Source organism: Methanospirillum hungatei (genome assembly GCF_019263745.1).
Taxonomy (GTDB): Archaea; Halobacteriota; Methanomicrobia; order Methanomicrobiales; family Methanospirillaceae; genus Methanospirillum; species Methanospirillum purgamenti.
This window is the reverse complement of record NZ_CP077107.1, coordinates 339,636-354,528: the sequence shown is the minus strand read 5'-3', so window position 1 is coordinate 354,528 and position 14,893 is coordinate 339,636. Positions and strand designations below refer to the sequence as shown.

Annotated in this window: 13 protein-coding genes; 6 read left to right on the top strand and 7 right to left on the bottom strand. The window is 38.9% G+C overall.

All coding sequences use genetic code 11. From position 1 onward, the window contains the following. Positions 1-109 precede the first annotated feature (109 nt). The 3 genes from KSK55_RS01740 to KSK55_RS01730 are packed head-to-tail and all read left to right on the top strand — an operon-like array spanning position 110 to position 4,983. Positions 110-1,399, top strand: a complete 1,290-nt coding sequence (locus tag KSK55_RS01740) for a COG1361 S-layer family protein (RefSeq protein WP_218607936.1) — start codon at positions 110-112, stop codon at positions 1,397-1,399. Between the two features lie 10 nt (positions 1,400-1,409). Beyond that, a complete protein-coding gene (locus tag KSK55_RS01735; protein ID WP_218607935.1) occupies positions 1,410-2,735 on the top strand; it encodes a COG1361 S-layer family protein in 1,326 nt (441 codons plus the stop codon). Positions 2,736-2,760: 25 nt separating this feature from the next. Continuing rightward, positions 2,761-4,983, top strand: coding sequence for an efflux RND transporter permease subunit (locus KSK55_RS01730; RefSeq protein WP_218607934.1), 2,223 nt, complete (start codon positions 2,761-2,763; stop codon positions 4,981-4,983). A gap of 130 nt (positions 4,984-5,113) precedes the next feature. Here the strand turns inward: KSK55_RS01730 and KSK55_RS01725 are convergent, their stop codons facing one another. Beyond that, positions 5,114-5,497, bottom strand: a complete 384-nt coding sequence (locus KSK55_RS01725) for a DUF1428 domain-containing protein (RefSeq protein WP_218607933.1) — start codon at positions 5,495-5,497, stop codon at positions 5,114-5,116. 747 nt (positions 5,498-6,244) lie between these two features. Here KSK55_RS01725 and KSK55_RS01720 point away from each other — a divergent pair. Beyond that, on the top strand, positions 6,245-6,691 hold the full coding sequence (locus tag KSK55_RS01720) for a hypothetical protein (RefSeq protein WP_218607932.1): 447 nt from the start codon (positions 6,245-6,247) through the stop codon (positions 6,689-6,691). Positions 6,692-7,501: 810 nt separating this feature from the next. On the opposite strand, the gene KSK55_RS16630 is transcribed toward KSK55_RS01720, so the two are convergent. From KSK55_RS16630 to KSK55_RS01700, 4 genes are all read right to left on the bottom strand, one after another. Then, the gene (locus KSK55_RS16630) at positions 7,502-7,732 is read right to left on the bottom strand and encodes a HEPN domain-containing protein (protein WP_372238740.1); all 231 of its coding nucleotides are present in this window, start codon (positions 7,730-7,732) and stop codon (positions 7,502-7,504) included. 170 nt (positions 7,733-7,902) lie between these two features. Beyond that, positions 7,903-8,235 (bottom strand): nucleotidyltransferase domain-containing protein, encoded by a 333-nt coding sequence (locus tag KSK55_RS01710; protein ID WP_214418722.1) that lies wholly within the window; start codon positions 8,233-8,235, stop codon positions 7,903-7,905. 537 nt (positions 8,236-8,772) lie between these two features. Next, positions 8,773-9,081 (bottom strand): HepT-like ribonuclease domain-containing protein, encoded by a 309-nt coding sequence (locus KSK55_RS01705; RefSeq protein WP_218607931.1) that lies wholly within the window; start codon positions 9,079-9,081, stop codon positions 8,773-8,775. A 121-nt stretch (positions 9,082-9,202) separates the two neighbouring features. After that, a complete protein-coding gene (locus tag KSK55_RS01700; RefSeq protein WP_218607930.1) occupies positions 9,203-9,406 on the bottom strand; it encodes a nucleotidyltransferase family protein in 204 nt (67 codons plus the stop codon). Positions 9,407-10,215: 809 nt separating this feature from the next. On the opposite strand from KSK55_RS01700, the gene KSK55_RS01695 reads away from it, so the two are divergent. Then, positions 10,216-11,133 carry a hypothetical protein gene (locus KSK55_RS01695; RefSeq protein WP_218607929.1) on the top strand — a complete coding sequence of 306 codons (918 nt, stop codon included), beginning with the start codon at positions 10,216-10,218 and terminating at the stop codon, positions 11,131-11,133. A gap of 407 nt (positions 11,134-11,540) precedes the next feature. Next, the gene (locus tag KSK55_RS01690; RefSeq protein ID WP_218607928.1) at positions 11,541-11,690 is read left to right on the top strand and encodes a hypothetical protein; all 150 of its coding nucleotides are present in this window, start codon (positions 11,541-11,543) and stop codon (positions 11,688-11,690) included. An 8-nt stretch (positions 11,691-11,698) separates the two neighbouring features. On the opposite strand, the gene KSK55_RS01685 is transcribed toward KSK55_RS01690, so the two are convergent. Both KSK55_RS01685 and KSK55_RS01680 read right to left on the bottom strand, forming a co-directional pair. Next, positions 11,699-12,010, bottom strand: a complete 312-nt coding sequence (locus tag KSK55_RS01685; protein WP_218607927.1) for a hypothetical protein — start codon at positions 12,008-12,010, stop codon at positions 11,699-11,701. Positions 12,011-12,925: 915 nt separating this feature from the next. Then, a complete protein-coding gene (locus KSK55_RS01680; protein WP_218607926.1) occupies positions 12,926-14,707 on the bottom strand; it encodes a hypothetical protein in 1,782 nt (593 codons plus the stop codon). Positions 14,708-14,893: the final 186 nt, after the last annotated feature.

Here is a 14,893-nt window from a genome sequence, read left to right as displayed (position 1 = left end):
TTTACAGATAAAAAAAATAATCGACAATTTATAAAACAAATATATACAATGGTCTGTACCATGACTCAAACCATTATCTATATATTAAAACCATCTCCAATCCTAACCTATGGTGCTCCCCCCTCTTTTCCGAATAATCGGAATGGTTTTACTCATTTCCATTCTCTGCCTGATATTCCCGGTAATGGCCGGAGATAAGTACTCTTCAGGGCAGCCAGATATCTCTGCCGCAATAGTCGGAAGCAATGAGCTTCATACCGGTGAGCAGATGGAGCTTACCATTGCTCTCTCCAATTCTGGTGTATTCACAATGAAATTTGTGGATGATGGAGCAATTACTCCTGATTATCTCCCGACCACAGCCCTTTCCCTTTCAGCCGGGCTTGGACCCGGGGACAGTCCTGTTCAGATCACTGCAGATCCCCAAATCCTAGGTGATATCAAATCCGGGGACGTTGTTCAGGCCACTTTTCCTGTTACTATTCCGGACTCTGCACGAACCGGTTCGTACCTGCTTTCCCTGACTGTCTCGTACCAGTATATGGACCAGGCTACCCAGACCGGAATTGATGATATTGAGTACTCATTTAAGACGGTGGAAAAAACCCTGACCCTTCCGGTGACCATCAGACCTGCGGTGACTCTTGAGATAACCTCGGTTGATTCCGGCGATCTGAATGTGGGGGGAGAGGGACACATCGTCATCACCGCCCGGAATATTGGATCAGATACCGGAAAAGAAACAGTGTTTGTTCTTGAGCCGGTTGGAAACAGTCCTATTGTTCCCTACCAGGACAGTATTTATGTCGGTAATTTTGCTGAAGGGGAGAGTGCAACCCTTTCCTATAAGGTATCAGTTGCAACCGATGCCGATCCATCGATACAATATCCCCTGAAAGTCTATGCAACATATACCGATTACCAGGGTCTTCCTGCGGAAACCGGATATAAAGATGTGAGTGCAGGGTTCAGCCCAAAAGTAACCTTTGCGGTCATAAGTGATCCTGAAACGCTGAATTCAGGTAAAAAGGGAGAGATTGCAGTAGAATATAAGAATACGGGCTCTGTTCCGGTCTATAATGCCCAGGCGGGAATCAATATTGTCGATCCCTTCACCAGTGAAGATGACCAGTCGTATCTTGGAACGATAGAGCCGGGAGATAATGCAACTGCCCGGTTTAAACTGAATGTAAATGGCGGAGCCACCATGAAACAATATGCTCTGGATTCAGAGATCAGGTATACTGATGTGAATCTGACCGAATATGTATCAGATCCAATCAAGGTCCCGGTACAGGTTACTGATTCATCCGGTGGAGATTTTATCCTGCCAGGATTCATTCTCATTCTTATCCTAATCGGTGGAGGATATCTGTATTACCGGCGAAAACAGATGTGACGGTGCCACCATGAATGAACCGTTGCGTACAAAGACCTGGAATCGTAAAAAATTAATCAGAATAATCCGGATGAGCCTGATGATATGCCTCATCCTTTCACTTAGTTCACTCTCCATATCTGCGGTACCGGTCCCGTTTGGTAAACCGGTATATGTAGCCACTATAACCGGCTCAAGCGAATTGGAACCTGGAAATATCACCCCTCTTACGATTTCAATCAGAAATACCGGTCATGCACCGGAGCTGATCCTGGACCCGGAAGACCCGGTTCTTTCAAGTCCTGCAGTTGGATATGGGGTTACGCTCACTCTTGAGCCGGGAACTGCCCCGGTTGATATTCCTGCAAATCCTTTCACCATTCCAATCCTCCCCCCTGATACCGGTGTTCCCGTTACCTTTCCGGTCATTGTCCCTGCTGATGCTACTGCCGGATCATATCATCTTGCTCTGCGTATCGATTCACAATACGCCCAATCGGTTGCGATGGCAGATCTCTCAAATGTCTTCACCTATGCAGATCAGAACCTGACCCTTCAGATTCCGGTGAGTGTGAAAAGCGTTGTCAGGGCCCAGGTAGATGAGATCTCCGTCTCTAATCTCTCACCCGGTCAGGATGGACGAATAACGGCAAAAATCAGAAATGTCGGACAGTATGCCCCGAAAGATGCTACCGCTGAACTGGTTGTGGAGCCACATGGTCTGCTCAGCCCCTACCAAGGGACCTACTTCCTGGGCACTTTTCCTCCAGGGGAAGAGCGAACGGTTGAGTGGCGGGCATCAGTGCAGGATATAATTGATACCACATCCATTCCCGCTTCTCTTATTATCTCCTATGAGGATAAGAACGGGATCTGGACCAGTTCACATCCGGTGGTAATCGGGATTCCTGTGGGGAAAGGCCCCAAATTTACCCTTACCTATGATAAACCGGTTATTGAACCGGGAGGATCAGTTTCGGTCAGGGTGGTTTATACCAATGTTGGAGATGCCCCGGCATATGATGCTGCTGCAAAAATTGTACCGATTGCACCGCTTTCTTCTCCACAGTCCAGTATTATTCTGGGAACCATTCTCCCGAATGACTCTGCAGAGGCAGTGTATGAGATTGATCTTGACAGTTCTGCATTGGTAAAACCGTATGGACTCCTTACGGATGTCAAATATCGCGGTGAGGATAATCTGATTACACTCTCTGATCCCATGCAGATAGAACTGGAAACAACTGCCCCTGGTGTGGCAGAGGTGCTTCTCTCCCCCTTATCCCTGGTAATTCTTCTGGGGATTCTCCTTATCGGAGGGTATTATTACATGAAACGAATGGGCAGGCTGGCCTGATGATTACTCTACAAAGAGGCTGACAATGTCTCTGGTTCATTGTTTTTATGAAAAAGTAGCAGATCTGGTCATAGCGAAACCTGCCGGTGTACTGCTCGTGATGGCCCTTCTGTTTCTTGCCTCATTTACTGTTATTGGCAATCTCTCCATGGATTCAGGCTCAGATATCATTCTTGCAGCCGATGATCCGTCGATGATATGGTACAATACCTACACCGATGATTATTCTCTTGAAAAAGTTGTTCTCCTCTATATTAATGCTCCACAGCCCCTGGATTACACGCTGCTCCATGATCTGCTGATTATGGAGAGAGAGTTCTCCCGAATTCCGGGTGTTATCGGGACGCAGACGGCAGCGGACGCTATCCTTGCGGCACATGGAGGAACTCTCCCCAAGACAAATGCAGAGATTACTACGGTTTTTCAAAGACTGCCAAAATCGGATCAGGAATCATTGGTGCCGGATTCCCTGCATATGCTCGGTATGATCACCGCCCGGGGTGATCCATCTGCACTCCTCTCTCCAATCCAGACGATCATTGACAGTGCGGTCCTTCCCCCTGGTGTCACGATTGAGGTTTCCGGAACCGACGCTTTTAATGACCAGATGCTGGATAATATGACAACAGAGATTGTTGTTCTTATCCTGGGTGCATTTGCCCTGATGTTTGTCGGCCTTTTCGTCTTATTTGATTCGGTCAGGTACCGCCTCCTTCCCCTGGTGTTTGTTCTTACCGCCCTTGTGTACCTGTTTGGTATTCTGGGGGTGTTACGAATTCCGATGAACATCGGCGCTATTGGTGCATTTCCTGTCCTTCTTGGTCTGGGGATTGATTATGCCGTTCAGTTCCAGTCGCGTCTGAATGATGAACTTCTCATCTCACCGCTTCCGGTAGCGATTCGAACCACTATCTGTAATACCGGGTACGCCGTGCTCAATGCAATGATAGCAACCGCTCTGGGATTCATCGTTCTCTTTATCACTCCGCTCCCGATTCTTACCGGATTTACGCAGACTGCAATAATAGGTATTATTTGTGCGTATGGAGTGACACTCTTTGGATTTCCTGCCCTTGCTATCCTGATGGACTATAAACCCAAGGTCATGGTTTCCGGTGGTTTCAATCTGTTTGATACATATAATCAGTTCCTATCTAAAATGGCTCTTCATATCGCCAGAAGACCGTTTGTTCTTCTGGTTCTCGTGATGATGTTAGCCGGAGTGGGAATGGTCATTGATGATCAGATACCGATTGATACCTCGGAAAATTCGATGGTTCCTCCTGATATGCCTGCAAAGGTTGTCATGGATAAAGTAACCGCAATGCTGGGATCACAAACTCCGGTTGAACTGCTTATTACTGCTCCGGATGTGACATCTCTTGATGTAATCCGATGGATGGACCGGTATGGAAATTTCATCCAGGATGTGTATCCTGATAAAATATTAGGGGTATCCGGAATTTCAAGCCTGATAAAGCAGTATAATAATGGCATTATCCCATATTCGCAAACCGAATTAAATCAGGTCATGGCGGTTATCCCGGCACATGAGAAACGGCAGTATCTTGATGGAATTACTTCCGGGCTTCTGGAATTACAGACCGTTGATCTCACCTCCCAGGAATCGAGTGATATGAGAAAGGTCATTCTTGATACCCTGGGATGGGTTGAGACTCCACCCGGACTTACCGTCAGGACGACTGGTGATTTTGAAATAAATGCGATTACTCTGGATTATATTGTGTATTATAAGCCACTCATGACCGCTCTTGCATTTCTGATGATCTTCCTCTTCCTGATTGTTGCATACCGGCACATTGTGGCAGTTGCTCCGCTGTTTCCCATTATCTGTGTAGTCGGATGGAATGCCGTTGTTATGTGGGTATTTTCGATTGATTACACGTTCATCACTGCATCACTTGGAGCAATTACCATTGGTGTCTCCTCAGAGTATACTATCCTGATGATGGAACGGTACCTGGAGGAGAAGGAGACCAGTCCGGATCCACAGACTGCTATTCAGAACGGTGTACAAAAGATTGGAGCATCGGTTACCGTATCCGGCCTTGTGACTGCATTCGGGTTTTCAGCCTTGCTTCTGTCGTCGTTTCCCATTATTTCAAACTTCGGGATAATGACGGTCATAGCGGTCGTGTTCTCCCTGCTTGGAGCGATTATCATCATGCCGGCAGTTCTTTCTATCATGGGTCGACTGGAGGAGTGGGTAATACACCGGAGATCATAAAAAATATACCCCCTTATCCTGATGATGGATAAACCATTACATATCAAATACGTTTCTCGAAGAAGATATGAGAAAATTAGATCATGATGATGGATGATCTTATTAAGAATCTGAAGTCAAAATGGCACACTTAGGTTCCATCTTTTTTTCCCTCGACGATAACCTTGAATCCCCCGTATGCCATTCGTTCGATGTCGAACGGCATTGTTTTGTCTGTCCAGGCAGGGTCATTCATCATGGGATCGTTCATCACCAGCATGTTGACTTTATCCCGGTGTTCTCTGGATTCGAAGATGATAAACGAGAAGATCACTGTCTCACCAGGTCTGGTATTTGCCATTTTTAAAAAAGTCGTTCCTGGCATATTCCCCGGTTCGAGGTCTTCTCCTACACATTCGAAGTACTCGAGTGCTCCGTGCTTCATCCAGATTTTTTCTCCCATCTTTGCCATCTCACGGTACTCATCGATCTTGTCATTCGGCACCGTTATCACAAACCCGTCGACATACTTCATACTTTCAAGATAGTGTTTCCGGAATAAAAGGTTGCGGGTTTATCATAGATTTTTTTATTTCTTCACCGGATATTTCTATAGAATGGGGAATGGAGCGATTTACATCCGGGTCAAGTCTGATATCATCAAGAGTGAGAGATTCTGTCTTTAAGGATATAGTGTATTTCGTCAAGGATGTGATACAGAAACGGGGCAGAATCTTATGCCCAGATTACCTCCTGGGAAATATAGGGGAGAATGTAAGGGGAACCGACAACCTTAGAGACAAATTCAACCTTTCTTGGAAACAAAGACTGGAGGTATAGTTCAAGATCAAGATATTTTTGATATTGTAATTTAATAATAATCCAACTTTGCCATTACCAACAAAATATGTGTCCTTAGTGATGTTTGAATCGACCAAAAAAAGAACCAATGAACTGGAGTCGAATGAAAATATCTCCTTTCCTATCGGTACCAATTTCCTCAGTGATAGCTGTATGAATACCTTAGTTTTCGCGATATTTCCGGAAACACAAGACGAAGGGTATCGAAATTAATAATCTATTTTGAGCCCTCATCAGCTACAAATTGCCGGATACCTTCAGCATGAAGTAGTCTCACGACCGGATCAACCGGGCTGTAGTACGTGCTATTCCCTCCGTTCCTTCAGTGAAAGAACACTTTACCGTGTCCTTGAAATCCTTGGTCCGAATCGTGATAATATCATCTCTGACATCCCGGATGTCCTATTTTTGAGGTACGATTTTGAGCATACCAGCATCAACAATGACCGAACCAGCCTGGTCCTTCATGGCAAATGAGGCCCGGATTGGAAAGTATGGATACGGTCGGGATCACCGACCCGATAAAACAGATCTCCGTTGGCGTTACAGAACTTTCCGGGCGATACTTATCCTAATTGGGATGATAATCGAACCTGGCAATCTCATTTATCAGACCCATTTCAAGAAGAGATATCAGCAGATACAACCGGCTGTGAATGGATCTCTGGTGATATTTGATACAGGAGCGATCAGGATCGCTGATACAATGTTGATCCGGGCAGATAATCTCCAATACCTCACCGGAAAGAAGCTCAACAAGAGCGATGACAAGATAACCGCTGAAATTGAAGCATATACTATTCAGGTTATTGATGAGGAATCTGGGATTCGCGGAAATAATATCGAGAAGCTGAATAGTACTAACTAATTTTTGTTCTCAAAAAGCTGGAATCCAGAGCCAGAAAAGTCGTCCGGGAGAAAAGGGAACAAACACCATTCAGGAGAATATCGACAAGAAATAGGCAAATAAACGATTCTTGATAAACAGTTTTCTTGTGGATGTGGACTACTTTATCAGGACGAAACTGATGGAACTCTCCGAAGATGGTGCCGTCAGGCTTCATGAAGGAAAGGTCATAATGGTGAGAGAGGGATATTTCTGCCTGAAATTTAGTAAGAATTTGACACGTACAAAAGCCCTTCTGACCTATCGGAAGAGGGACTCGAATGAAGATATTTTACTCCCTCTAGAACGAGATCTAGATAAACCATTGTGGGTATGGGCCGATAATTGTATTTACTGAGCGCTATTCATTGGATTTATTGTACATGTATTTGTCTCATTAATCCGATTTGAGATCCCGGAACTGAAGCATACGTCTAGAAATTTCTTAAAACGGTGCTATCGAATTTGACAGATACGGTTGATTCGTGGATGACGAAGACAAAATAGGACATTTACTTTTATTTTGATGCTATCAACATAATGATTTAGAACCATAATTGGGTGGTTATATGAAGTTTTGATGGGAAAACCTTCAACTGTCAAATACCATTTTCCGGTGAAATTCTGAGAAATTAGATTACGATAGAGTATGTTCTCAATGTGCGTCTGAAGTCGAAATGGGAACTTAGGTTATTATTCCATGGATTTAACAAGAAATAAAAATGTGTATTGGAAAATATTGAGTATTTCTTTCAAAAATTGAATTTCTGTATTAAATCGGAGAATTTCTTATTATTGTTTAATGAGAGTAATCCGAGATAGAACAAATGATCGGACAAATTCAGCCTTTTCTATCGCATCACGTGCTTCTTCTATGCTAGGAAAGTAAAATTCATCAGCGTATCGAATTTCCACAGCAAAATCAGTTAGTTCATCAATATTTTTATCAATAAGTTCACTAAAAGATGTATCGATAAGAATACAATCTCTAATAAGTCTGATTAGAGAATGTGTTTTGGGAATTTCAGTATCTGAGAAAACCAGGAATGCCTTCAGATATTTTTCAACGGTTTACTGAGCATGAAAACATATGGTATCAAGAGCCGGATCTTCGTGTTCAATTTCATGAGAGGCATTTTTTAAGTCACTATCCGCTTTTAGACACCATAGTCGAATTGTTTCAATATTATTGCTCATACCGGTAATCCTTCCCGTAAGGCATAGTATGAGATTCTACCTTTGTCGTTGTTTGCAGATAGGACTTCGTTTTCAGCCAGCAATAAGAAATCTGCATCAATATTAAAGTCAAAAATAAATCGTTTTCTGATTCCAGATATTATTTTTCGTTGTAAAGAATGTAGAATTTTTTCCTGAATGATTATTAAAAAATCCCAATCGCTCTCTGATTTTGCTGTTCCTAGAGCACGGCTACCAAAGAGATATACTGATGTGACAATCACATCTTGCTTTGCAAATTCTTCCCGAATTATATTCGACAGGGTTTCGACAGGAGGTATATTATTCATTTTAATATAAGATTTGATTATAGTAAACTAAGTACTCTTATTCAATTAAATAATATCTGGTTTGAGGGCTTGAGTACTAGCACATATATACCTTGCTATAACGAAACCCACCTCCAACACCTATTCCCCTTTCCTGGATTCGCTCCAACTCCCTGTCCTCTCAACCCACTTTCGAAACTCCCCCCCCTAATATTCACGAAAATACCTGGTCCTTCCAATTAACCGGATTACTAAGAATTCCTGGGATTTCGAGCTTAAACCGATCTCCGTTCGGTGGTAAGATACAGTTCATTCTCCAATCAATTTTTAAGGATTCGTTGGTATAACCGGGAGTAAATAGGAATGAGTGTGCATACTTAATCTGGGAATAAATTATGAGATATTCTGGGAGATGAGCGATGAAGACTGGAATGAAATCCTTCTCAACGAAGAATTATCTGATGATTTATCTCTACAATGTCAAGTTCAAAAGAGAAGTCAATGAATTATTTCGTTTTATTGAAAAAAGACAATTTTTTTTAGTCAAATAATTTTTCTCTATTCGTTTCTCATCTTCTCAATGATCTTTCGAATCTTCATATTAAGGTCAGGAAGATCATTTTTAATGACAGACCAAACTACGATCCATTTAATCCCAAAATATCCATGAATGAGTTTATCCCTCATTCCGGCTATAGCACTCCAAGGAATTTCTGGATGAGCATCCCGAATAGTAGGAGAAAGATTTTTCACCGCTTCACCGATTATTTCTATAGAACGGGGAATGGAACGACTTAAATCCGGGTCAAGTCTGATATCATCAAGAAGAAGAGAATCCGCCTTTAAGGATATATTGTATTTCGTCAAGGGTGTGATACAGAAACGGGGCAGAATCTTATGCCCAGATTACCTCCTGGGAAATATAGGGGAGAATGTAAGGGGAACCGACAACCTTAGTGACAATTTAAACCTTTCTTGGAAACAAAGACTAGAGGTATTGTTCAAGATCAAGAGATTTTTGATATGTAATTGAAACTGGATCTAGTTCAATAAGGAGATCGAGATCACTGGAATCTTTAGCTTCATCCCGTACCACAGATCCGAATAAACCCACATGTGTCACACCAAACCGGTCTTTCAAGTCATTGGCTTCCCTTTTCAAAATTGAAAGTACATCATCCCGTTCTGTCATTGGCATGAACCTCTTATTGTCGCTTATATGTGCTCAGAAATTGCTTTTCTCAGGCAGGTAAAAATAATTATTTTTCATCTTCTTTATAACTACTCATTGTGAATATGGATCTCTTCATGAATTATTCTTTTTACTAAAAATATATTCTTTGATTATTTCCCTTATACTTCCGTTCTCTTCACCCAACTCCGGAAATCGTTTCCCATAATATCCAAGCAAATTTACGGTTCTCTCCCCTCCCCGGACCACTATGGATTCCCGATGTGATGGAGATATCAGAAAAATTCTGTTCGGTGGCAAAGACTGGAATTAATATCTCTGGAATCCAGCTGGCAAAACCCAACTTGGACAATCCCTTTAATATCCCCGTACCATCTCAACCAACCTCCCCTGGTGTTCCAAAACTCACAACCAATCTCGTCCTCTCCATTATAGTGCATTGACAAACGTTATGGAATAATCGATTTTGGAAAAAGATTATTCCATAACGTGCACGCAAATCGCACTTCATTGTATTAAGCAAACTTTCTGAATTATTTCAGAAAGTTTCGCATTATACTATAATCTGAAAAAATACAAATTCCGATATGATGAAAAACTCAGACCGAATAATATCCAGTAGTTAATATCGAAATCTTATTCCTCCGAATTCTGTTGGTTTTATTTCCAATGCCACAGAAGAGGAAGACAAAATCACTTTATATTGTTAAATAACCTTATTTTCCGGTATAAGAGAAAATATATTTTTATTTTAAATTTTTAAAAATCAAAACAAAACATTTAATATCCTAAAAAATTAAGAAGCAAAAATGGGAAAAACATTAACTAATTTTTTATGTTGTTTAAAAAAAAATCAAATAGAGGCAAAATTATATTTTGGTGTCATCATTTTATCTTTCCTAGGAATTTATTTTATATTTATCTCTTTTTATTTTCAAAATGACAATGATTTATTATTTTTTGTTATCAATCATATCGGTATAGCTTTAATTGTGGGTGCCATTGTTGCACTCTTAATAGAAAAAGTAATTCACGCTAGGTATATGGAAATTTATGAGAAAAATACTGACTCTCTTTTTTCCCATGTTGATGTATTACAAGGAGCTATCAATAATGGTGTTGTGGATATTTTTTCAAGACGAGGAGAGAAGGGAACTCGAGGAAAGCAAAAAATATTCAATATTGTTGCAAAACAACTTTCGAAGAATGAAATTGGAGAAATTAAAATCATGGGAATATCAGGTTCAGACTTTTTTAAATCTAAACAAGATTATAGTGAAAGAAATTATTTAGAATTATTCGATGATTATCTAAATAATTCTAATCCTCAAGTAACAATTAAAGTTTTATTATTAAATCCTGATAGTAAAGCTGGAAAATTATGGACTAGTTTAGAACATTTGAGTCCATCACGAGAAAATATCGAAAAAGCTACAGGTATAATTCAAAAATTAACTGAAGGGTGTACTGATTCTCAAAATATTATTCAATATAGATATTATAATGAAATTCCTAGACATTTATTAATAATTACTTCAAACTACATTTTTATTGAACCTTATCCGCTATTTAGTGTAAGTATATCTGATGGTTCATTAGGAGGGAAATCTCCAATGATGGTCATTAGAAAGGGAAATGAGAGTGATAAAATTAATGAAGGATATTCTCGATGGAATAAGACATTTGATTATTATTGGGAAAACAATGGAGGATTAATTGAAAACTAAATCCAAACCGATAAAAAATGAGTCGAAACTTGATCGGCTGTAAGAAAAGATAAATAGGAATTCAATGGACAGATTAGATTCTGCTAACCTTACTTAATAATTCTCAATCTTTTATGTTGGGACTACTTTATCGGATACAATTATCTAACTAACCCAACGTTGCTACCACCAAAAAAAAAAAATGTGTTCTTTGTGATGTTTGAATCGGTAAAAATGCAAACAAAACTAAGAACCAAAGAAGCTAAGCCGAATGAAAATATCTCCTTTCCCATAAATACCATTTTCATTGGTGATAAGTAATACTCCTGAGTTTTCGCGATATTTCCAGAAAACACAAGACAAGGGGTATTCCTATCAACAATCAGTTTCGATCACTCATCAGCTACGAATTCCCGGATACCTTCAGCATGAAGTGGTCTCACGACCGGATCAACCAGCCTGAAGTACTTGCTGTTCCCTCCCTCCCTTCAGCGAAAGAACGCTTTACCATATCCTTGAAATCCTTGGTAATTATTTCAATGAAATCATCTCTGACATCCGGGATGTTCTTTTTTTGATGTATGATTTAGAGCATACCAGCATCAATATAGACCGGACCAGCCTGGTCCTTCATGGCAATGAGGCCCGGATTGGAAAGTATGGATACAGCCGGGATCACCAACCCGATAAAACAGATTACCGTTGGCGTTACAGAACTTTCCGGCCCGATACATATCCCAATTGGGATGAAATCGAACCTGGCAATCTCAATAATCAGACCCATTTCAAGAAGAGATATTAGCTGATACAACCGGCTATGAATGGATCTCTGGTGATATTCGATAAAGGAGCGAACAGGATCGCTGATACAATGTTGATCCGGGCAGATAATCTCCAATATCTTACCGGATAGAAGCTCAATAAGAGCGATGACAAGATAACCGCTGAAATTGAAGCATATACTATTCAGGTTATTGATGAGGAATAAGGTATTCTCGGAATTATTATCGAGAAGCCGAATAGTAGTAACTAATTTTTGTTCTCAAAAAGCTGGAATTCAGAGTCAGAAAGGTTGTTCATGAGAAAAGGGAACAAAGGTTATTCCGGAGAGTATTGACAAGAAATTGGCATATAAAGGATTCAGGATAAACAGTTTTCTTGTGGATGTGGACTACTTTATCCGGACGAAACTGATGGAAACCTCCGAAGATGGTGCCATCAGGCTTCTTGAAGAAAAGTTCATTATTGGGAGAGAGGGATTTTTCTGCATGAAATCGAGTAAGAATTAGAGATGTACTAAAACCCTTCTGACTTATCGGAAGAAGAGGACTCGAATGACGATAACTCTATGAGGAACGAGATTGAGATAAAATCATTGTGGGTATGGACAGATAACAGCATTTAACGAGCACTATTCATTGGGTTTATCACACAGGATTTTGTCTCACTCATCCAGTTTGAGATTCCGGAACAGAAATACATGTCACCAAAATTTATCAAAACGACGTTATTGAATTTGACATGAATTATTGATTCGTGGATGGGGAAGAAAAAGAAGTACATTTACTTTAATTTTGATACTGTCAACACGATGATTTGGGACCTTAATTGGGTGTTTCCATGATGTTTTGATACGAAAATTTTCAACAGTCAAATACAATTTCTCGATGAAATTTAGGAAAAATTTTATCTCGATAGTGGATGATCTCAATGTGTTTCTGAAGTCAAAGTGGCTATATTAGGTAAAAAAATTTATGAATAGGGGATAATTAATTTGAGATGTAATAAATCGATTTAACTCGTTAACTTACCATTAATTGCATAAATTAGGGTCAATTAATTGGTAAATTGATGGATAATTTCTAATGTTTAAATGTGTGAAATAATTGTCATTTTTAGAATAATTACAATTAAGGTCATATATGATTGTGATTCCATCAATTGTTTCTATCTCTAATGTTCCTGGTTTTCTGTTACTTTCCAAATTTTGTGGGTTTAAACGTATAGATTTTATTTCACTATTATATGGTACTTTATATTTGTCTGATGTCACTACATTTATACCTTTTTTGACGAGATGGGTGAGAAAATCATTTTTTTCTTGATTTGTACTGAGTAAATTATAATCATCATATATCGTTGAGGTAGTCCATTCTTCAAGGAAAAAATAATGAATAAGGCTTGGTGATAATTGCAGCAATAGAATTATCGGGAAAATGATTCGCCAATATTCCCATCCTTTATCGCCATAATGTGTATCAATGAAAGAAGTATTCTTTTTCATAGAATTAAGGAAATCTTTAGAACTTTCAGAAAATTTACAGTGATTTTTTTGATAGGTTAGCGATATAATTCGTTCAAGAATTTTATATTTATTTTTTATTTTGTTATCAATAACCTCATTTTCAATTTTTTCCTTTTCAATTACTAGAATTGGAAATGTAAAAAATTTACATGGTCCTGGAAATCTGTTTTCTGAATTAAATTCTATCCATTTTTTAAATTCAATTGAGTATTCTGAAAAATTTTTAAATGCTAAATTAAATTGACTAATGGCGTCTTCTGCATATTCTAGTTCTCTTAATAATCCATTAGTTTCATGAAATAGTGCTGAATATTTATCGATAACATAATCTTCATCAGAATGAAACATTTTTTTCTTATATTGTAAACATTTATTCTGTAAAGTTTCTTTAGATTCATTTTCTGAAATAAAGGAGATACCCCACTCCTTTTCTTTTTTTAATTTTTGAAAATCTCTTTGAATTAGGATTTCTCCCTCTTTCGCTCCCCAATCATGATATGGAACGAGGCGGTGAATATTCCCACCTTTATCTTGGAGAACCCGTCTAATTGAATTAGCGTTAATCCATTCCTTCATATAATCAGAATTGAGATAGTAGGAGTGTTCCCAAGGTGAAACATGTATGAACATTAAGCGTAATATTTCGATGAATCCTTCGAATGAATTATTAAAATAATAATGTGGCGTTTCTTTTCCTTGGCGTCTTGCTTTTATTAAAATAAATTTGAGAATTCCTTTTCTCTCTAATTCTTCACATTTTTCTATTGCTGTATTCTTACAGATTTTATTTTTAACTCTTAATTCTGTCTCAAAGTCTTCTATATATTCTTGAAAGTGATTTAAGTTTTCAAGCAAATCCGATTGTAATGTATATAATTCCTCATGAATTCGGATATTATAGGATATATTGAAATAGCAATGTTTTCCTTTAAGGAAATTATTAAGTAAATTGAAGAAGTTTGGGAGAAATTCTCCCTCTAAATCCAATGGATATTCTTTTGCATTGAGAATGATATTTAAATATTTTTTATATTGATTTAATCTATTTTTGATTCGCTTATCAATATCTAACTTTTTAAAATCTCTCACCATTTGAGAAGGATATGAATAAAATGACTGTTCTGGATTTTCAGCTCCAATATTCACTCCTAACCCATTAATATCAAAACCCTTTTCTGAATAATATGTGCAACAGGCATAGTACCAAGCAACTTGCCATTCAAGATCATAATCTTGATTTTTTACGAAGAAATATGGATCCTTTGTATCTCCTACTCCATGGATGTACATTTTTGTTACGCGTTCAGTAGATATAGAATAATTAGACGCGATATTAGTATTTATTATCCTGAGAACTGAATAATATTTTGGATTGAATCTTAGGGTCTGATTCGTCCATGAGGGATATATTTGACAAAAAAAATAGATGCATCTGCGGCAAAGAGAATTCAATCTCATGCAGATAAAACTGGAACA